General features: G+C 31.6%; 18 protein-coding genes. 2 read left to right on the top strand and 16 right to left on the bottom strand.

Annotated features, from left to right (window positions below):
• Positions 1-7: 7 nt before the first annotated feature.
• The 8 genes from GBH57_RS07395 to GBH57_RS07430 form a co-directional block, all read right to left on the bottom strand.
• Positions 8-4,336, bottom strand: a complete 4,329-nt coding sequence (locus GBH57_RS07395; RefSeq protein ID WP_151673632.1) for a CusA/CzcA family heavy metal efflux RND transporter — start codon at positions 4,334-4,336, stop codon at positions 8-10.
• 78 nt (positions 4,337-4,414) lie between these two features.
• On the bottom strand, positions 4,415-4,756 hold the full coding sequence (locus GBH57_RS07400; RefSeq protein ID WP_235904664.1) for a hypothetical protein: 342 nt from the start codon (positions 4,754-4,756) through the stop codon (positions 4,415-4,417).
• An 84-nt stretch (positions 4,757-4,840) separates the two neighbouring features.
• The gene (locus tag GBH57_RS07405; RefSeq protein WP_151673636.1) at positions 4,841-5,209 is read right to left on the bottom strand and encodes a cupin domain-containing protein; all 369 of its coding nucleotides are present in this window, start codon (positions 5,207-5,209) and stop codon (positions 4,841-4,843) included.
• A gap of 40 nt (positions 5,210-5,249) precedes the next feature.
• Positions 5,250-6,275 (bottom strand): c-type heme family protein, encoded by a 1,026-nt coding sequence (locus GBH57_RS07410; protein WP_151673638.1) that lies wholly within the window; start codon positions 6,273-6,275, stop codon positions 5,250-5,252.
• 6 nt (positions 6,276-6,281) lie between these two features.
• Entirely contained in the window at positions 6,282-6,530 is a 249-nt protein-coding gene (locus tag GBH57_RS07415) for a DUF202 domain-containing protein (RefSeq protein ID WP_151673640.1), read from the bottom strand.
• Between the two features lie 8 nt (positions 6,531-6,538).
• On the bottom strand, positions 6,539-6,805 hold the full coding sequence (locus GBH57_RS07420) for a heavy-metal-associated domain-containing protein (RefSeq protein WP_151673642.1): 267 nt from the start codon (positions 6,803-6,805) through the stop codon (positions 6,539-6,541).
• Positions 6,806-6,810: 5 nt separating this feature from the next.
• The gene (locus GBH57_RS07425; protein ID WP_235904665.1) at positions 6,811-7,185 is read right to left on the bottom strand and encodes a rhodanese-like domain-containing protein; all 375 of its coding nucleotides are present in this window, start codon (positions 7,183-7,185) and stop codon (positions 6,811-6,813) included.
• Between the two features lie 137 nt (positions 7,186-7,322).
• On the bottom strand, positions 7,323-7,982 hold the full coding sequence (locus GBH57_RS07430; RefSeq protein ID WP_151673644.1) for a peroxiredoxin: 660 nt from the start codon (positions 7,980-7,982) through the stop codon (positions 7,323-7,325).
• A gap of 243 nt (positions 7,983-8,225) precedes the next feature.
• Between GBH57_RS07430 and GBH57_RS07435 the strand changes: the two genes are divergently transcribed.
• Positions 8,226-10,559: a CotH kinase family protein gene (locus GBH57_RS07435; protein WP_151673646.1), complete on the top strand. Its 2,334-nt coding sequence runs from the start codon at positions 8,226-8,228 to the stop codon at positions 10,557-10,559.
• A gap of 80 nt (positions 10,560-10,639) precedes the next feature.
• Here GBH57_RS07435 and GBH57_RS07440 read toward each other — a convergent pair whose 3' ends face one another.
• From GBH57_RS07440 to tsaD, 8 genes are all read right to left on the bottom strand, one after another.
• A complete protein-coding gene (locus tag GBH57_RS07440) occupies positions 10,640-11,206 on the bottom strand; it encodes a hypothetical protein (protein ID WP_151673648.1) in 567 nt (188 codons plus the stop codon).
• Positions 11,203-12,375 carry a class I SAM-dependent methyltransferase gene (locus GBH57_RS07445; RefSeq protein ID WP_151673650.1) on the bottom strand — a complete coding sequence of 391 codons (1,173 nt, stop codon included), beginning with the start codon at positions 12,373-12,375 and terminating at the stop codon, positions 11,203-11,205. Before GBH57_RS07445 ends, GBH57_RS07440 begins: the two co-directional genes overlap by 4 nt.
• Complete coding sequence (locus GBH57_RS07450; protein WP_151673652.1) at positions 12,375-13,466, bottom strand: AI-2E family transporter; 1,092 nt, start codon at positions 13,464-13,466, stop codon at positions 12,375-12,377. Before GBH57_RS07450 ends, GBH57_RS07445 begins: the two co-directional genes overlap by 1 nt.
• Positions 13,467-13,500: 34 nt before the next feature.
• A complete protein-coding gene (locus GBH57_RS07455; RefSeq protein ID WP_151673654.1) occupies positions 13,501-14,004 on the bottom strand; it encodes a TrmH family RNA methyltransferase in 504 nt (167 codons plus the stop codon).
• Positions 14,005-14,019: 15 nt separating this feature from the next.
• Complete coding sequence (locus tag GBH57_RS07460; protein ID WP_151673656.1) at positions 14,020-14,664, bottom strand: DUF4159 domain-containing protein; 645 nt, start codon at positions 14,662-14,664, stop codon at positions 14,020-14,022.
• A gap of 42 nt (positions 14,665-14,706) precedes the next feature.
• The gene (locus GBH57_RS07465; RefSeq protein WP_151673658.1) at positions 14,707-14,916 is read right to left on the bottom strand and encodes a hypothetical protein; all 210 of its coding nucleotides are present in this window, start codon (positions 14,914-14,916) and stop codon (positions 14,707-14,709) included.
• Positions 14,917-15,074: 158 nt separating this feature from the next.
• A complete protein-coding gene (locus GBH57_RS07470; protein WP_151673659.1) occupies positions 15,075-15,782 on the bottom strand; it encodes a 16S rRNA (uracil(1498)-N(3))-methyltransferase in 708 nt (235 codons plus the stop codon).
• 22 nt (positions 15,783-15,804) lie between these two features.
• Positions 15,805-16,827: a tRNA (adenosine(37)-N6)-threonylcarbamoyltransferase complex transferase subunit TsaD gene (gene tsaD, locus GBH57_RS07475; RefSeq protein ID WP_151673660.1), complete on the bottom strand. Its 1,023-nt coding sequence runs from the start codon at positions 16,825-16,827 to the stop codon at positions 15,805-15,807.
• A 116-nt stretch (positions 16,828-16,943) separates the two neighbouring features.
• Here tsaD and GBH57_RS07480 point away from each other — a divergent pair, with 116 nt between their 5' ends.
• Positions 16,944-21,317, top strand: a complete 4,374-nt coding sequence (locus GBH57_RS07480) for a translocation/assembly module TamB domain-containing protein (RefSeq protein ID WP_235904671.1) — start codon at positions 16,944-16,946, stop codon at positions 21,315-21,317.

Below are 21,317 nucleotides of genomic sequence, written 5' to 3' on the forward strand. Positions count from 1 at the left end.
GTTGATTTTAAAAAGTTAAGTAATTAATTGAAATAACAGTTTTATTGTATTCTTTGAGTTTTTCTAAATGATCTAACTGTATTTCGTATGCGCTTTCTAGGCTTTGGATATATTGATAAAAATCTATTTCACCATTTCTAAAACTACCGTTAGCTGTTTTTAATATTTCAGAAGAAAGTGCTTCTCCTTCGTTTTCATAATAATTTAATGTTTCTTGTAATTGAGTAAGATTAATTGAGAGTTTGTTAAACTTAGACCTTAATTGCACTTCATATTCACTAGATTGAGCTTTAGCTATATTTTCGGCTATTTTAGAAGCTTTAATTTTAGAAGATTGACCACCAAAAAGGATAGGTATTTTTAAACCTATTTGATATCCATATAAACTACCATTTAATTGCGAATTTGTACCTTGAAAATAATTAAGACTGATATCTGGCAATAACTTTTGTTTTTCAAAACGTCGTTCTGCTGCTAGCATAACTATTCTGTTTTCGTAGTATGAAATTTCGGGACTATTATTTATCTCTAGTTTTAATAATTCTACTTTTTTAGAATCTTCAATCTCAATACTAATCGCTTCATCAACTTGTACTATTTTTAATAAGGTAGTATAACTTAATAACACATCCTTTTGAGCTTGTGCATATTTCATACTAAGTAGTTTTTGCTTAGAAGCAGCAGTAATTTTTTCTAAGTAATTAGTCTCACCTAGCTCAAAACGTCTTGCAGCTATTTCAGAAAAATTTGTAAATAAACTATCTAAACGCATATAAGTTTCTTCCTTTTTACTTGCTATTTGATAATCGTAATAAGCTATGGTAAGTTCACGTTCTATTTTCTTTTTATCTATTTCATAACTAGAGGAAGCTACTTTTGAATGCGCCTGGTTTAATTTTTTTTCAGAAAAGTAAACTGTTGGAAATTTAATATCTTGCTGAACACCAAAAACTCGTAAGGGTAAATTATTAAAGGCCTGATTGTTTTCATCAAATTGGTAAAAAACTTCAGTTTTATCAAAACTAAATGCACTATTTATTAATGCATCAACTCTAGTAACTTCAAGTTCACTTGTTTTTAAACCCATATTATTTTCAATTGCAATAGGTATCAATTGCTCTAAATTAAGTGGTTCTTGTTGTGCTTGAGCATTCACCGAAAATAATATCACCAATATAGTTGCACTATATATTCCTTTTTTAGAATTATACTTTTTTGATTTTCGTTTGCTTAAATAAGCATAAAGTACAGGTAAAACTACTAAAGTTAATAGGGTAGCAGTTATCAGTCCACCTATAACAACTGTCGCTAGTGGCCGTTGCACTTCAGCTCCTGCATTAGTTGAAATTGCCATAGGTAAGAATCCTAATGCCGCTGCAGAAGCTGTCAATAATACTGCACGTAATCTATCTTTAGTTCCTTGTTTTATTAATGCTTCAATACTTTCAAAACCTTCTTTTTCAAGTTCTTTAAAATGTTCAATTAAAACAATTCCATTTAGTACGGCAATACCAAACAATGCGATAAATCCAACTCCAGCCGAAATACTAAAAGGTAAATCACGCATCCACAATAATAAAATTCCCCCAACAGCCGCTAATGGAATTGCAGAGTAGATCATTAATGCTTCTTTAACAGATTTGAAAGCAAAATAAAGAAGAACAAAAATTAGAATTAGTGCAATGGGTACCGCAATCATCAATCTAGATTTTGCACTTTGTAAATTCTCGAATTGACCTCCATAGGTAATGGTATATCCAGTGGGTAGTTGTATGTTTTTGTTTATTAAACGTTGCACATCATCAACTACAGATTGTAAGTCTCGGTTTCTTACATTAACACCTACAACAATTCTACGTCTAGTATCATCTCTCGAAATTTTTGCTGCACCTTTTTGGTAGGTTATAGTTGCTAATTCACTTAATGGAATTTTTCCTCCAGTAGGTACATCAATATAGAGGTTTTTTAGATGTTCAATATCTTGACGTTTCGATTTATCTAGCCTAACAACTAAATCGAACCTTTTTTCACCTTCAAATACACTACCTGCCGTTTTACCAGCAAATCCCATTGAAATCATATCATTTAGCTCCTGTATATTTAAACCATAGCGCGCAATTTTTGCTCGATTATATTGTACACTCATTTCTGGTAATCCAGCTATTTTTTCAACCGAAATATCTGCTGCTCCTGCTACGCCTTCAATTAATCTACCTATTTCATTTCCTTTTTTAGCGAGAATATCTAAATCATCACCAAAAATTTTAATAGCGATATCTGCTCTAACACCCGTAATAAGTTCGTTAAAACGCATTTCAATTGGTTGTGTAAATTCAACTTCCATACCTGGAATAATAGCAAGTGCTTCTTTAAATTTATCAGCTAACTCATCTTTTGTTTTTGCAGATGTCCATTCACTTTTTGGGTTTAAAACTATAATGACATCACTTTCCTCCATTGACATTGGATCGGTTGGTACTTCAGCAGCGCCTATTCTAGTAACCACTTGTTTAACTTCTGGAAATTCTTTTAAAAGTATTTTTTCTATTTCAGTAGTAATTTTTACGGTATTACTTAATGATGTTCCAGTTTTTAGAACTGGCTGAATAACAAAATCACCTTCATCTAGAGTAGGTACAAATTCTGCTCCCATAGTCGTATATAAAAAAGTTGCTCCTGCTAATAGTACTAACGCAATACTTAAAACTATTTTTTTGCTTTTTAAAGCCCAGTCAATAACAGGTTCGTAAATTTTATTTAACCATTTCATTAACCTCACAGAAATATTCTTATCTGTAACATTTGATGGTTTTAAAAACATAGAAGCTACCACAGGAACGTAAGTAAAACAAAGTATCATAGCACCTATTAAAGCAAAACTGAAGGTTAATGCCATTGGTTTAAACATTTTACCTTCTACGCCACTCAAGGATAAAATGGGAATAAATACAATTAGAATTATGAGTTGTCCAAAAATGGCAGAATTCATCATTTTTGATGCGCCATTAAGAGTAATAGAATCTTTTAAAAGCTGACCTTCTGTTTTAGAGAGTGTAGTAATTTCAGTTTTATTTTGAGTTATTTTAAAGGCTATAAATTCAACAATAATAACTGCTCCGTCTATAATGATTCCAAAATCAATAGCACCTAAACTCATTAAATTAGCATCAACACCAAATACGTACATTAATGATAGAGCAAACAATAGGGTTAAAGGTATTACTGATGCGACTAACAATCCTGAACGTAGATTTCCTAATAATAGAACCACTACAAAAATTACAATAAGGCAGCCTAAAATTAAATTTTCGCTTACTGTAAAAGTTGTTTTTGCTATTAAATCACTCCGGTCTAGAAATGCGTTAATAAAAACACCTTCAGGTAATGATTTTGAGATAGAAGCTACACGCTCTTTTACAGCTTCAATTACTTTTTTAGAGTTAGCATCTTTGAGCATCATTACTTGCCCAAGTACTTTTTCGCCTTCTCCATTTCCCGTGATAGCACCAAAACGAATAGCATTTCCGAAACCGACTTTTGCTACATCTTTAATGTAAATGGGAATCCCATTTATATTTATAACTACAATGTTTTCAATGTCTTCTAAGGATGTTACTAAACCCTCGCCACGTATAAAATAAGCTTGATTTACTTTTTCAATATAACCACCTCCAGATATACTATTATTCTGTTCAAGAGCTGTAAATATTTCATTAGCCGAAATATTCATAGCGTTTAACTTGTCAGTATTAATTGCAACTTCGTATTGTTTTAAAAAACCTCCCCAAGTATTTACTTCTACCACTCCAGGAATTCCTGAAAGTTGACGTTTTACTACCCAATCTTGAATAGTGCGAAGATCTTCAGCAGTGTATTTATTTTTAAATTCTGGTTCTACATCTAGAATGTATTGGTAAATTTCACCCAAACCTGTTGTTATTGGCCCCATTTCTGGTGAGCCAAAACCTTCAGGAATTTTCTCTGAAGCCGATTTGATTTTTTCAGCAATTAGTTGCCTTGGTAAATAGGTTCCCATATTGTCTTCAAAAACAATAGTAACAACTGATAAACCAAACTTTGATACTGAACGAATTTCAAGTACACCCGGTAAATTTGCCATTTCTAGCTCAACTGGATAAGTGATAAATTTCTCCATATCTTGTGTAGAAAGATTACGAGAAGTAGTGATTACTTGAACTTGATTGTTCGTTACATCTGGTACAGCACCAATGGGTATTTGTGATAAAGAGTACAACCCAAATCCAATAATTAGCGTTGTAAATAAAAGAATAACAAATTTATTCTTAATACTGAAGTTTATAATATATGATAGCATTTTTCATAAAATAATCAATGTGAATAGCGCCCAACTTTTTAAAAAGTATAGGTGCTTAAATAAATTTAATCTGATTAATTATGAATGCCTAGGAGGCTGAAAGAGCCCTTCTAAATGAAGTGATGATGAAGGTGATTGATAATAAAAATTATTCTTTTTTAATTCAATAAACTCTAAGTTTCTAAACTCTTCTTTAGTTGTATTTAATATAATCCCTGTAAATGCAGAACTACAAGATTGATGTTGAAAAGGTAGTTGTTCATGTTCTTCTTGTTCCTCTTTATGATCTTTATCATGATCCGCTTTTAGCTCACCATAATGTTTAGAAATAAAAACAATTAAACTGTCTCCATATTGTTCATTATGATAATTTGCATGTTCAATAAGATCATCTAATTGAAGTATATCATCAGTATGCACACCAAAGTTTTGGAGTAGAATTAGAAGAGTGAATGATATGGAAAATAAAAACTTCAAGATTTAAATATACTTATTTTAGTTAAATTATTTAATTAATAGAAATTTACAGTCTGTAACTGGAGTAACTCCGTGATCTAAATCTTTTGGTAATGTGATAATATCGCCCTTGCTAACGATAGTTTCGTTAGTACCAATGGTAATTTTTGCACTTCCTTCAAGCATAAGCAAAGGAGCATCCATTGGTGCGCTATGAGGCGCTAAATCTTGTCCTTTTTTTAAAGCAAATACAATCATTTTATAATGGCTGTCAAAAACAGTTTTTGTAACCATTCTATCATCATACTCGACTTTAGAGGAAAGATTGTTTTTACTTAATATTTCAGCATTATTTTCTACACTAGTACAACTTGAAAAAAGTAGCACGGCTAATAAAGTTATTAAAACTTGTTTCATAATAGTTGTATTAAGTGGTTTTACAAATGTGAAATAGTTGTTAATTGATATTAGTTTCATCAAAGGTAATTGCCCAAATACCGCGAACTTGGTTAACATCGTAATTAACTGCTTTGTCTGTAGGGTAAAGGTCTTTAATTTTATTTAAAACTAGCGGTTCAATATGTGTTGTAGTATTACCGTGGCATTGCAAACACATCGTGTTGGTTGTAATTGGGTAATAAAAGTGTGAGATTCCATCTTTTGTTTCAACAATTGGCTCTACCTTTTTACCAGTTGCAACAATAGTTTTATAGTTATTAATCATCCCAATTTCTTTTGTATTTGCTAAATTTGAAGGGTTTCTTGGTTTGTCTGAAACGCGCCTTATAGTAGCATTTTGTGCTGTAGCCATACTATCTGTAATTGGGTATGCTTGTTTATTACAAAAGGCTACTGCTTCTAAAGTTCCCTTTTTTTGAATTGTACCCATTAAGTTTTTTCCCAATTCTTTTTTAGTACTTAAAGCATAGTCGAGTCCTATTTCTGATGGTGTTATAATTGAGTTTGAATCTAAATCTCCAACAGATTTCCCTCTGTTGTTATACTTCATTTTGCTATTACTTTCTTCCTCTATATGTTGTTTGAACCATTCTGGTTCGTCAATTTTATAATCATACATATAGTCTGCAATTAGCCTAATATCTTCTTCTTTAAATTTTTGGTAAGGCATTAGATTAAAGCGACGGATAGCACCCCTCATTTTAGCATTTTCTTCAGAAGGCTTTTTTGTGAAATTCCAAATTGCTTCAATAAAGTCTTTTTTACTAATATCATTGTTAATGTAATGTGATTTTACTGCAACCATTGGAGGTGCAATTCGTTCACTCATTGAAGATTTTGGACTATGACAAACATAACAATTGTTCTCTAGTAATTTTTTGCCTGGATGGTCTTTAGCTGTATAGGCTAATTGCTCATCCACATCAGTAACTTTAGAATATTTTTTTTCGTTACTATTATTACAGTTAATAAAAGTTAGAGCAATAATAATTAAGAAGAGTATCCTTGATATTTTTAATCTCATAATACATTATTTATAAAATTTACGAATATTCCTTTTGACATACAAAAATCGAATAAGACCAATAAAAAACAGGATAGGACCAATTAATATTAATAAAAATCCAACCCATTTGATTTCTTGAAGAATGTCTAATTTAATAATTGCAAATCCAGAACTTAAAAAGACAATAAATGACCTAAAATAGGCTAAAAATGTACGTTCATTTGCTAGTCGAGTACGTTCTATTGCTAATTTGTCTGTAGTTTTAAGTTCCATAGTAGTTGCTAATTAAATTTACCTGTTGCGCAACTTACAAAAGATTTTGCTTTACTAAGTATTTTGTTTTCGACACCTTCAGGTGGGTATCCCATTTTAATAAGATTAATTTCAGCTAGTGCTAAATCATCTTCAGTCTCGTAATTAAATGATACAATCGATGTTTCAGGGTCAACTTTAATGTCACTAATTCCTTGTAATATAGCTAAGCGTGTAGTTATAGTATTTCCACAACCACCACATTTTAAGTTTTGTACTGTTATATCAGTTTTCATAAGTATTATTTTTTGAAAGGCCAACTCATGTAGCCGCCCTTTAAATCGTATATTTTAGTGAACCCCATCGCTATAAGTTTTGCAGCTGCTTTTTGACTTCGTGCGCCAGAACGACAAAAAAGATATACAGGTTGTTCTTTATTTAATTTTTCAAAGTTAGTGTTGAAATGTTCTTTTTGAAAAAAATCTATGTTTAATGCCTTGCCAATTGTTCCTTGATTATATTCATTTGCGGTACGAACGTCTACAAGTTGTATGTTTTCAGTATTTATTGCAGATTGATATTCCGAAGGATTTAATATTTTAATAGCATCAGTTTGTTGTGCTTTTGATCCAAAGAGTGAACTTAAAAAAGTCATAATTAGTAATAGGTTTTTCATTTATTAATTTTACTACAGTAAAACTACTCCTTTAATTTCTAGATTAATGTAACTTAAGTTACCGTACACTATAAAAAAAGCGACGATTTCTCGCCGCTTTATTTTATCTAACCTCAACTAAAAAATAAATACGTCGATTATAATGATTTTTTGGCTAGATAAAAATCTACTTTTTCACAAGTATCATCTGCGATACGTGCATTCATTTCGTCTAATGTTTTTGGTGGTGGGATTATAACTTTATCACCTTTTTTCCAATCTAATGGCATTGCTACGCTATGTTTATCTGAAATTTGAAGTGCTTCAAGTGCTCTTAAAATTTCATCCATATTTCTACCTACATTAAGAGGATAGTACATTATTAAGCGAATTTTCTTTTTAGGATCTATAAAGAATACAGCTCTTACTGCTGCAGTTTCACTTTCATTAGGTTGTAACATTCCATAGCGTTTAGATACTTTCATATCTATATCTGCAATGATTGGAAAATCAAAATAGACACCTGTTTTTTCACGTACATTATTAACCCATCCTAAATGTGAGTGAATACTATCAATGCTTAATCCTAATAATTCCGTATTCAATGCTGTAAACTCATCTTGACGAAGAGCGAAACCACTCATTTCAGTTGTACACACAGGAGTAAAATCTGCTGGATGTGAAAACATTACAGTCCATTTGTCTTTTGCAAAAGTTGAAAACTGAATATCTCCTTTAGTTGTTTTTGCTTTAAAATCGGGTGCTTGATCTCCAATTCTTGGCATTGGATATACACTTATTGTTTCAGTATTTTCCATTGTATATGTTTTATTTATAAGGTAAAATTAAAAATAGAGAGACATGTTTACAGTAACTATTGTTACATAAATAGGACTTTATTTGATAATTATTCTGTGCTGAAATGCGCTTCTTATTAAAGAGATTTGAGCATCATTTTATTCAAATAAAAAAAAATTAATCTTTCCTTAACATTTCCGAAGGATACCATTTACTTAATCGTCAAATAGTAAATATTTAATTAATCACCATTACATAAATTAATGAAACAACTATTTAAACTAGTGTTATCAATTATAGTTTTTGCTTCAGTTACAGCTAATGTAAGCGGGCAAGACTTATATGATATTAATACAATTCAAACTATTGAAATTGTTTTCGCGCAGTCTAATTGGGACGAACTATTAGATGCTGAAAAGGCTGGAGATAATAATTATACAGAGGCCGAATCTGTAACAATTAATGGAGAGCTTTTTGAGCAAGTGGGCGTAAAATATAAAGGGAATAGCTCTTATAATGCGAGTTATGATAAAAATCCGTTTCACATTGAGTTAGACACTTATGTTGATCAGGATTATCAAGGTTATAAGGATATAAAACTTGCTAATGTTTATTTTGATCCATCATTTGTTCGTGAAACTATAGCTTATAATATTGCTAGGCAATATATGGATGCACCAGAAGCTAATTATGCTAATGTATATGTAAATGGTGAGTTAATAGGTTTATATACTAATACTGAAGCTATTACTAAAACATTTGTAGATTCTAGATTTGGATCTAAAGACAATGCTTTTTTTAGTTGCAGTCCTCCAGATGGTGCTGGACCGCAATCTAACGATTATCCAAACCTAGAATATTTAGGAACTTCTATTTCTAACTACGAAGATGCTTACGAAATTAAATCTGACGATGATACTGATCCAACAGTAGCAGTTGCAGACTGGAATGATTTAATAGAGCTTACTGATATTTTAAATAACGACACCTCAAATATTGAATCTGTTTTAGATGTTGACAGAGCATTATGGATGTTAGCTTTTGATAATGTAATTGTAAACCTTGATAGTTATATAGGAGCTTTTAAACAAAACTATTACTTGTATCAATCAGATTACGGAGTGTTTAACTCGGTAGTTTGGGATTTAAATATGTCATTTGGTACGTTCGCTGATACTGGCGAAGGTGGAGGTGGCCCTGGACCAGGTGGTGGAGGGTTAAACTCAACTACAGAGAAAGCTGAAATGGATCATTTGCTACACGATACTAGTACAGACTTTCCATTAGTTTCAAAATTGCTTTCTATTCCACGTTTCAAAAAAATGTATTTAGCGCATTTCAAAACGATATTAACGGAGAATATTACAAACTCAGCATATTTAACTATGGCTAATGATTATCAGGCCATAGTAGATGCTGCTGTTGCAGCAGACACAAATAAGTTTTATACTTATGCTCAATTTGTTGGGAATATTGATACAGATTATAATTTAGGAATGAATACTGCGGCAGGACTTACAAATTTAATGGATGCTCGTGGTACATATTTATCTGCATTGTCAGATTTTACAGTAACTCAACCTACAATTTCAAACGTAGACGTATCAACTACAGATCTTGAAGTAGGTAATGAAATAACATTTACTGCTACTGTACTAAATTCAAATACATCAGGAGTATTATTAGGGTACAGAACTGATGAACATGCACCATTTAATTCAATACAAATGTTTGACGATGGAGCACATAATGATGGCGCTGCTGGAGATAATGTTTATGGTGTAGATTATACTATTACCAATGATTACACACAATATTATGTGTATGCAGAAAATGATGATATAGGTGCATTTTCACCAGCAAGAGCGCAACACGAATTCTACTCAATCACTGCTAACTATATTCCATTACCAATAGGAGATTTAGTTATTAATGAGTTAATGGCTTCGAATGAAACTACTGCATCAGATCAAGATGGTGAGTTTGATGATTGGATTGAATTATACAACAATAGTACTGAGACCTTAAGTCTTGATGGTTTATACCTTTCAGATGATCCTGATGATTTATTACAATGGGCATTTCCTGATGGTCTTACTTTAGATCCTGATAGTTATTTAATTGTTTGGTGTGATAAAGATGATGATCAAGACGGTTTGCATGCAGACATTAAGTTTTCTGCTGATGGGGAAAACGCTATTTTATCTTACGCAGATGGAACAATTATAGAATCGGTTGAATTTGGAGAACAAGAAACAGATATGGGGTACGCTAGAATCCCTAATGGTACAGGCGATTTTATTATTAAACAAGCCACATTTGGTATTAATAATGAAATTGTACTTGACGTAGATTTTAATTATCTAGAAGAACAAATTAGTTACTATCCAAATCCAGTAACCAATGTTTTAAATATTGAAAACAACGCAGGATTTATATCAAAAATCAAAATACAGTCAGTACTGGGACAGTTGTTATTTGAGCAATCATATACTACTTCTTCTTCATTAATTACAATTGATATGTCAACTTATTCTAAAGGAACCTATTTCTTTACAATGAATGATAATACAGTAATCAAAATTCTTAAAAATTAGAATTTTAGTTTTTTTAATTTTAATTAAAAAAGATCTCCAAGCGGAGATCTTTTTTTTTGTTTGTTTTTCTGAAATAGTATCTATTCAATACATTTAAGATTATTTATAAAATAATTTTTCGGATAGATAGGTTCCGTTATTTGCTCGTTGCTAATAACATCTTGTAAATTAACATCATAGTTTTGATTCATTGTTGTTATACGGAGCGTTTTCATAGGGGATGAGCTTAATTTTTCTAAAGCAAAATCATCCATATAAAAAGAAGCCTCACTAGTACTATTACTCATTGTTTCTTCTCCTTGAGTTTGTCTTCCACAGGTTACTTCACCTAAATAAGGGACTGATACAAATGAGCCATCTTCAAGAGCAAATGACAACCTGCTTTTGTCATTATAGCATACTTTAGGAGGCAGTTGCATAGCATTTAATGATAAATGTAACACAACACTTTTTACGTTTTCCTCACGCATTAATGAAAAGTAAATAAATACGGTTTGGTTTCCACCAACAATAAATTCAGTAAGAATTTCCTGTGTTAACTGAAATTTTTCTTCATCAGTATCTACATTAATTTTGTAGTCACAATCATTTTGTGCCACAGCAGCAATTGAAAATACTAAGGATAACAGCGTAAAGATTTTTCTCATTTCTTGATTTTTGAACAAATTAACATCATTTTTTTTTCATTTTCCACAGTTGTGAAAAATAGATAGATAGAACCACCGTCCTTAATGTTCCATTTTTTACGTAATTGTTGTACACTTTCTGGAAAATTACGAGTGGTTATGTTAGCTTTATCAAATGTGATGCCACGGCGCATTTCAGCTTTATTATAGGGTATTACAGCTTCAATATTAAAACGTCTTCCGGGAAATTTAACTAACTCATTATTAGTGTATAAATGTGTATGTTGGTGTAATTTGTCGACACCTAATTTTGACGACACTACTTTGAAACCACCGCTTTTTAATATGGCTGCATTTGGTTCATACAAGTATTTCTGAGGAAGTTTATATGTTGCTATTGCTTCATTCTCGTATCTAAAACTAAAAGTTTCATTCTCGTTATTTAAAAGATTGATTGTATTAATAATTAATGGTGAAATGTTATGTTTTTCAATAATCCATAAAAGCTCTTTGACTTCATTGTCAACTGCAACAATATCAATTGATTTCACATAATCTAGTTCATTCAATCCTACATTTATATCGAGCATTGGTGATGTTTTAATTAGTAAACGATCACTATGTTTTAATAAATAGGGTAGTAGTTTTGGTACGTTTGGTTCACAGTCTTCCAAAAGAAAAACTTTTCCTTTCTCATCACTTCGTCTTGAGGGATCAATATAGATTAAATCAAATTTTTTATCTTTCAATAATTCTATTCCATCGCCAATATGTACTGTTAGATTATCCTTTTTTAATATGGTAGCATTATGTATAACTAACTGTGCTAAACTTTCGTTACGTTCAACATGAATAACTTTATTGTGTTGTTTTGAAAAGTAATAAGTGTCAATACCAAAACCACCAGTAACATCTATAGTACTTGTGGAGGGTAGCAGTGAAGCCTTATATGCAGCTGTTTTTTCTGAAGAGGTTTGTTCTAAATTTAGTTTTGGAGGATATAATATTCCATCAGTTTTAAACCAAGTAGGAAGCTTTTTTTGAGCCTTTTGTCTACTTTCAACCTGAATTATTAATTCCTGAACAGTAATGCCCTCAAAGGGGCTTCCAGAAAAAGCTAGGGTAGTAATTTTTTGCTCAAATTCTCGAATAAATTTTTGAACTTCGGGTTTAAGTAATAATGGATTCACTAATATAAATCTTTGGTCAAACGTTTTACAATTTTATATTCTGACATAAATTCCTTTGAAATAACTTTCAATGCTGTATATGTTGGTACTGCCAGAATCATACCTGCTACACCAAAAACGAAACCCCCTATAAGTATTACTAAGAAAATTTCTAAAGGATGTGATCTTACACTTTTTCCAAATATAATAGGTTGAGTTATTAAATTGTCAAATAGTTGAGCAATTGAATAGCCTATAAAAATATATGTTAATTGAGGTAAAAGTTCAGAAGAGAAGTCTGCTCCTAAATTGTTAGATGTGACAACAAGTAGCATCAATACCATTCCTAACATAGGTCCTAAATAAGGTACAATATTTAAAAAAGCACAAATCATTGCAATTGCAATTACATTTTCGACATCAAAGAAAAGTAACAATACTGTATAAAAAATGGTTAGGATTAATATTTGAAATAAGAGTCCAGTAAAATATCTAGATAGAAGTTCACGTATTTTATTAAGTGTCTTTAAATACTTGTGTTCAGTGCCACTTTTGGCAAAAACAGTTACAGAATGATTAATTAAATCTTCTTCTTTCAATAAGAAAAATGAAATGAATAGCACAGAAAACACCCCAATTATCACGTTTCCGACATTTCCAAAAAAGATATCTACAAAACTTGGAACTACTTCTGTATTAAAATTTTTAACATATTCAGTTCTTTTTACCGCTTCTACTAAATCAATTTGTTCTACGCCAAGATAATCACTAGCCTGAATGTTTAATTCGTTTAAATCTTTCTTTACGCTATTGAAGTCTATGTCTTGAATATTTTTACTTTCTTCTATAATTATAGGAACAAAAATGTAAGCTAATAGGCAAAACGCTCCTATTGCAATACACAAAGTAATAATAGCCGCTACGGTATTTTTTAAGTGAACTTTGTCTTTAAGGAATATAATTATTGGTCTTCCTATTAGAGATATAACGGCAGCAATACCTATATATAGTAGAAGCGCTTGGATTTTATATAAAAACCAAAGTAATAAAACCACACCAGCTACAATGGCCAAGGCTCTTAAAATCCCGAATGCTACAACTTTAATATTCACGTTGTAAATATACACGATTCAAAAGATGAGAGTGTCAATTTTTTGTTAATGAATAACAAGCAATAGCAGCAGCTTGAACAACGTTCATACTACTATTTTTACCATACATGTTAATGTGAAGATGTGTTTCAATCATTTGTAATATTTCTTCTGAAACACCCATTTTTTCATTACCTAGTACGAGGGCTATTTTTTGGTTATTATCATTTTTAAAAGTGTTTAAAGGTTGACTTTTACTGCTTAACTCAAGGGCAACAACGGTATATTCATTTTTTAAACAAAAGGAAATAGCATTCACAGTATTTTCATAATAGCTGTAAGGAATATGAGTTTGTGTATTGCGAGCAGTACGTTTTAATCTAACAGATTTAATATCTGGCCTGTTTTTACAGAAATAAATTTCCTGAATACCTAAAGCATCACTCAGTCTAAATAATCCGCCTACATTAGCAGGACTATCCACGCCATCACATATTATGATGAGTGATTTTTTTTGTAAACCTAAAGTTGTGGAGTTGTGAGATAACTGAAGCGCCATAGCAAAGTCACTTTGTTAGTTTTCGAAAGCATATTTAATGATATTGGCTCCCATTCTTAAAGCCTTAAGTCTCACTTGTGGTGGATCATTGTGTACTTCTTCACTTTCCCAACCATCGCCTAAATCACTTTCAAAAGTATATAGTAAAACGAGTCTACCTTCTTTTTCAATACCAAAAGCTTGTGGACGAGAACTATCATGCTCGTGTATTTTTGGTAAGCCATCGGGAAACTTATATTTACTTGAAAAAATAGGGTGATTTGATGGAAGTTCTTTTAATTCTTCGTTTGGAAAAATTTTAACAAGCTCTTTTCTTAAATATTGATCCATACCATAGTTATCATCAATATGAAGAAATCCACCACTTAATAAATAGTTTCTTAAATTTTCAGCTTCCTCTAAAGTGAAGAACACATTTCCGTGACCTGTCATATGAACAAAAGGAAAATCAAAAATGTCTATGTTATCAGGCTTGACAACTTGTGTTTTTTCTTGAATTTTTGTGTTTATCTCTTTATTGCAAAAATTTACTAGATTAGGTAATGCTGTAGGATTACTATACCAATCACCTCCGCCACCATATTGTAGGACTGCGATTTCTTGAGCAGTAACAATTGTAGCACTAAAAAGTGTAGCTATAAAGAACAAAGAGGCTTTCATAGCATCAAAAATAACGAATACTTTATTGAAGTAAGGGGATAATTAAAGGGAAATTTTTGCTAATATTTCAGCTCCAAGATCATTTGTAAAATTTGTCCAATCTTCTATTAATGTAGGTTCTTTTAATTCAACAAGATTTGAATTGAGCTCTTCAATTAAATTAGTAATTGTATGCTCCTTAACAATAGTCGTTTTATTGACTGGAGATTGTTTTAATGTAGTTCTTAATTTTCTTTTTTGTAGTGTTTCCAAAATTTGTGTAATTACTTATAAATTAGGGGGTAAGGCAATTTACTTCTAATTATTGGTAAAATATTTGTTTTTGTAGCCATTTTCGACGAAATCACCAAAATAAGTGTGAAATATCGTTAAAAGTACAGATAAACGACCATAAAAAAGGACGAAATAACTTATTGGATGAAAGAAACACTATGGCAAGCAACAATTGCTGCAGTTTCAGTTCGTAATCTTGAAGTGCCTAAAGAGACACTTTTAAATCCGTTTTCTAGTGCCAGATGTATTTCAGGAATTGAGAAATCTCCTTCTGGTCCAATCATAACAAGTTGTGATTTTTTAGCTTCAAGTAGAGAGCTTAATGGTGCTCTTAAAATATCATCTTCACAATGTGCAATGCATTTTAACGCTTCAGAATGATTTTCCGTGATAAATTCTTTGAATGTTCTAATAGGTTCTAAAATTGGAAAATGTGCCTTTAGTGATTGCTTTGCTGCACTATGTATAATTTTTTCGTAACGCTCAGGTTTAATTATTTTACGTTCACTATGATCACAGATTATAGGAGTTATTTTATGAATTCCTATTTCTGTTGCTTTTTCTAAAAACCATTCAAATCTATCATTAAGTTTTGTTGGAGCTACTGCCATGTGTAAAAAATATGGAAGTGGCTGTATTTCAACTATTTCTTCAATTGTGACAACAGTTCGCTTTGGGTCGTTAGAATTTATTGTTGCTTTGTAGAAATTCCCAACACCATCAGTTAGTTGTAATGTATCACCTATCTGCTTGCGTAATACTTTGCTTATATGTCGGCTCTCTTCCTTATCAAATTGATATAGAGTAGAGCTAGAGTTTAAATTTGAACTATAAAAAAGCTGCATATCTGTTAGTTAGTTGTCTTAATTAAAGTTTCATTCGTGCATTAGCTGCAACATTGTTTTCGGCATACATGTCTTCTTTGTATTTCAATTCGCCTACAATAGCAATCATACCAGCATTATCTGTACAATATTCAAATTTAGGTATATGTACGGTCCATCCATATTTATTTTCAGCTTCAAGTAATGCAGCTCTAATTCCGCTATTAGCCGAAACTCCACCGCCTATAGCAACCTCTTTAATTCCGGTATGAGCAACAGCATTTTTTAATTTATCCATTAAATACGAAACAATGGTAAATTGTAAACTTGCACAAACGTCATTCATGTTTTCTACTATGAAATTAGGGTTTTCAAGTACATTTTTCTCTACAAAATAGAGTACTGAAGTCTTTAAACCACTAAAACTAAAATCTAATGGAGCAACACGAGGCTTCGGAAATTTGAATCGTTTAGGATCTCCTTCCTTTGCATATGTATCTATCAATGGACCACCAGGATAAGGAAGTCCAAGAATTTTAGCGCTTTTGTCAAAAGCTTCACCTACAGCATCATCAATTGTTTGACCAATTACTTCTTGCTCAAAATAACTAGACACCTTTACAATTTGGGTATGACCACCGCTAATAGTTAAAGCCAAAAACGGAAACTTAGGAGTTGAATGTCCTTCATCTTTAATAAAATGTGCTAATATATGCGCTTGCATATGATTAACATCTATTAACGGAATGTCTAAACCATAGGCTAAAGACTTTGCAAATGAGGTGCCTACAAGTAAAGATCCCATTAATCCAGGACCTCTTGTAAATGCTATTGCGCTTAGTTGTTTTTTGTCGATATTTGCCTTTTTTAAGGCTTGATTTACAACAGGAACAATATTTTGTTGATGCGCTCTAGAAGCGAGTTCAGGAACCACACCACCATATTCTTCATGAATTTTTTGTGTAGCAACCTCATTCGATAAGATAACCCCATTGTTGATTACGGCAGCGGCAGTATCATCGCAAGATGATTCAATACCAAGAATATAACAGTTTTTTTCGTCCACGAGCGTTTAAGGCATATTATTTGGTTGTAAAATTATAACTTTATAAGCGTATCAAAAAATTTAGAAAAATACTTGTCCGTACCTTCGTAATCCTTGTATTACTGTTGCTTTTATTGGTGATTATTTTATCTATTCCTGCAGTTCAAACCAAAGTAGCTGAGAGAGTTACCGATAGTTTGAACGAAACTTATGGTACAGACATTCATATTAAAAGATTAGGATTAAACTGGCGAGGAGAAGTAGATGCTCGCGATGTTTATATTGCAGATCACCATCAAGACACCCTAATTTACGCTGAAGAACTCCAAACAAACGTACTTAGCTTTAGAAATTTAATAAAAGGCGAATTAGGATTTGGTAATATAGATTTAACGAAAGCTAAATTATACGTAAAAACCTATAAAGGTGAAGAGAATGACAACCTTTCAATGTTTGCAGACTCCTTTAATACTGGTAGTGAAAGTACTTCAGTATTTAAAATGGCTAGCGATAAAGTACAAATTTTAGATAGTCACATAGTAATTAGTGATGAAAATCTAGCCAGTCCAGAAGTATTCAATTTAAAAAATGTAAACGCTAAAGCAGATGACTTACGCATTGTAGGTCCTGAAGTTTTTGCTGATATTGAATCCCTTTCACTAGATGCACAACGTGGATTTAGTATTAAAAATATTAAAACTAAGTTTGCTTATACATTAACCGAAATGCGACTTGAAGAAATGACGCTTGAAACAGAGCAATCAAATATTCAAGGAGATATTAAAATGGTTTATGGGGAAGAAGGTTACACCGATTTTGAAAATCGCGTGGTTTTAGTCGGAAATTTTAAAGATTCGAAACTTGCTACAAACGATTTAAATGGGTTCTATAATGAATTTGGCTCAAATCAAGTTTTTGATTTTTCAGGAACTATCGATGGTACATTAAATGATTTCAGTTTTAAGAATGGAAGGGTAGCAACAGGAAGTACTTATGCTGCAGGAGATTTTTATTTTAAAAACTTACTGAAAGGAAGTAATGCGTTTAGTGTCAACCTGCAAAGGCACAACATCAAAACTAGTTATTACGATTTAAGAAGATTGATGCCTAGAGTTTTGGGTAATAATCTTCCAAGTGATTTGAAATCATTAGGTGTTGTTAAATACGAAGGTTCTACACAGGTTTCAACAAAAAAATTGACAACAGATGGGATTTTTTCAAGTGAGTTAGGGAAGGCCGTGGCTAAATTATCAATGTTAAATTATACTGATACTAAAAAAGCTGAATATGATGGTGATGTAAAATTAGAAGCATTTAACTTAGGGAAACTTACGCAAACTAGTTCACTTGGTACTATCACAGCAGATCTAAAATTTGATGGACGCGGTTTTACTCAGCAAACTGTTGATACTCGAATTAATGGAACCATTTCATCTTTTGTATTCCAAGGGTATAATTACCAGAATATTTCGGTTTCCGGGAAATTAAAAAACCCTGTGTTTAATGGCGATTTGACCATTGATGACCCTAATATCAAGTTAGATTTTGATGGTTTGATTGATGTTTCAGAAGAGGCAAATCAATACGACTTTAAAGCGGATGTCCATTTTGCTGAACTCAACAAATTGAATTTAATTAAACGTGACAGCGTAAGTGTTTTTGCGGGTAAAGTTTCCGTAGATATGTACGGAACCACCATTGATGATGTGATTGGTAAAATCCAATTCCAAGAAACGTTTTATCAAAATGAAAGAGATGATTACTATTTTGACGATTTCAATATTTTATCTTCTTTTAATAAAGGGGAGCATATTATTGAAGTTAACTCTCCAGATATTGTTAATGGGCGAATTTCAGGAAAATATTTAATTGAAGATATTCCTAATCTATTTGTAAACGGAATTGGTAGTATTTATGCAAATTACATTCCTCAGGAAGTAACTACCAATCAATATATTGACTATGAATTTACAGTGTACAATAAAATAGTGGAACTGTTTGTACCTCAAATTCAGCTAGGAGAAAATTCTAGAATAAAAGGATCAGTTTCTTCAGACGAATCTAAGTTTAAACTTGACTTTAAATCTCCTGAAATTTTACTTTTAGAAAATTATCTTTCGAATATTAATATTCAAGTTGATAATGATAACCCATTATTTAACACCTATATCGAAATAGATTCAATTTATACAGGTGTGTATGATGTAATTGATTTTAGCTTAATTAACAAAACGTATAAAGACACATTATATATTAGATCTGAGTTTAAAGGTGGTAAGAAAAAAGAAGATCTTTTTAATATGTCATTATATCACACAATTAATCCAAACGGTAAATCTGTTGTAGGAATAAAAAAGAGTGACATCACTTATAAGGATAATGTGTGGTTTATTAATGAAAACGATAATAACCTTAATAAAGTCACATTTGACGATAATTTTAATACGGTTAGAATAGATTCATTAATGCTAAACCATAACCTTGAGCGAATAGCAATGGCAGGGGTTTTAAGAGACTCTACTTATAAAAATATTAAAGTGAAATTTTCAGATGTTAACATTGGTAATTTAGTTCCACCAGTTGACAGTTTAAAATTGTCTGGTAATACAAATGGTAGCCTAAGCTTTTTACAAGAAAATGGAGCTTACTTCCCTAATAGTTCAATTACAATCGATAACGTTACTATTAACGAAACTGAATTTGGGGATTTAAATCTTGAAATTGAAGGGAATAAAAATTTAACTAAGTATAATATAAATACTACATTAACTAATAATAAAATTAAATCGATTAATGCAACTGGTGTAATAGATGTAGCTCCTAAAAATCCTACAATCGATCTTGATGTGGTACTTAATGAATTTAATCTAAGAGCATTTAGTCCTTTTGGAGGTGATGTAATTACAGATATTCGAGGTTTTGCTTCAGGTAGTGCAAAAGTCTCAGGAAATTATAATGAACCTGATATCCAAGGGCGACTTAATCTAAACAAAAGTGGATTAAAAATTCCTTATTTAAATACAGATTTTGATTTGAGCAATACAACTCAAGTTGTATTAACTAAAAACAAACTTGAAATAAGCGAAACGGAAATTACAGATACTAAATACAAAACAGAAGGAATATTTACGGGTATTGCTACACATAAAAACTTTGGTGATTGGGCTTTAAAACTAGATATAGAAGCACCAGAAAGACTTTTAGTTCTTGATACTCCTCCAGATGAGGATGAGCTCTATTACGGTACTGCCTTTATTAGTGGTAATGCCGAAATATCTGGTCCTGTAGAAGAGTTAGTAATAAAAGTATTTGCTACAACCGAAGAAGGAACATCATTTAAAATTCCTTTAAGTGATACAGAATCAATAGGAGATGATAGTTTTATAAAATTTCTTTCTCCTGAAGAAAAGCAAGCCAGAATTAGTGGAGAGCAAATTGTAAGTGAAGATGTGAAGGGTTTGACAATTGATTTTGATCTTGACATTAACGATAAAGCTGAAGTAGAAGTTGTAATTGATAAAGTAAATAACTCCACATTAAAAGGTAGAGGAGCAGGGACTTTATTAATTAGGCTAAATACCTTAGGAAAGTTTAATATGTGGGGAGAATTTACAGTAATTGAAGGACTTTACGATTTTAGATATAGCGGAATTATTCAAAAGAAAATTGGTGTTGTTCCTGGTGGTAACATCAATTGGGATGGAGAACCGGAGAGAGCACGACTAAATATTAGTGCGAAATATGAAACAGATGCTAATCCTTCAGTTTTATTAGATAACCCTTCATTCAATCAAAAAATACCTGTTGAAGTACTTATTGATTTAACTGGCGAGATTATACAACCCGATTTAAATTTTAGAATAGATTTTCCAAGAACTGGTTCTACTGTTCGAAGTGAATTAGATTTTAAATTACAGAACCAAGAGGAACGTGAAAAACAAGCTATATTTTTGCTTGCAACAGGTGGTTTTGTTAATGATAACCTAGGGGGTGCAAATATTACAGGAACTTTAGCTGATCGTGTAAGCGGACTTGTTAATGAACTTTTTGCTGATGAAGATGGAAAGTTTAGTGTAGGGCTTGATTATTCTCAAGGTAGCAGGTTGCCTAATGCTGAAACAGCAGATAGGGTAGGTATAACGTTACAAACCCAAATTAACGAGCGTATATTGATTAATGGTAAAGTTGGTGTACCTGTGGGTGGTGTAAGTGAAACTGCTATTGCCGGTGATATTGAAGTGCAATGGTTAATAAATGAAGATGGAACTTTACGTATGAATTTCTTTAATCGTCAAGCAGATATTCAATTTATTGGTGAAGATCAAATTTTTGAACAAGGACTAGGAATGTCTTATTCAGTAGATTTTGATACTTTAAGCGAACTAGTTAATAAGCTATTTGGTAAGAAAATTTCTAAAGAGAAAGAAGCAGCTGAAAAGCCTATTATTCCAGATGATAATAGTCTTCCACCAGAAAATCTAAATGATAAAGGTAATCGAGAGGAAGACTAA

Source organism: Patiriisocius marinus, from assembly GCF_008974325.1.
Classification (GTDB): domain Bacteria; phylum Bacteroidota; class Bacteroidia; order Flavobacteriales; family Flavobacteriaceae; genus Patiriisocius; species Patiriisocius marinus.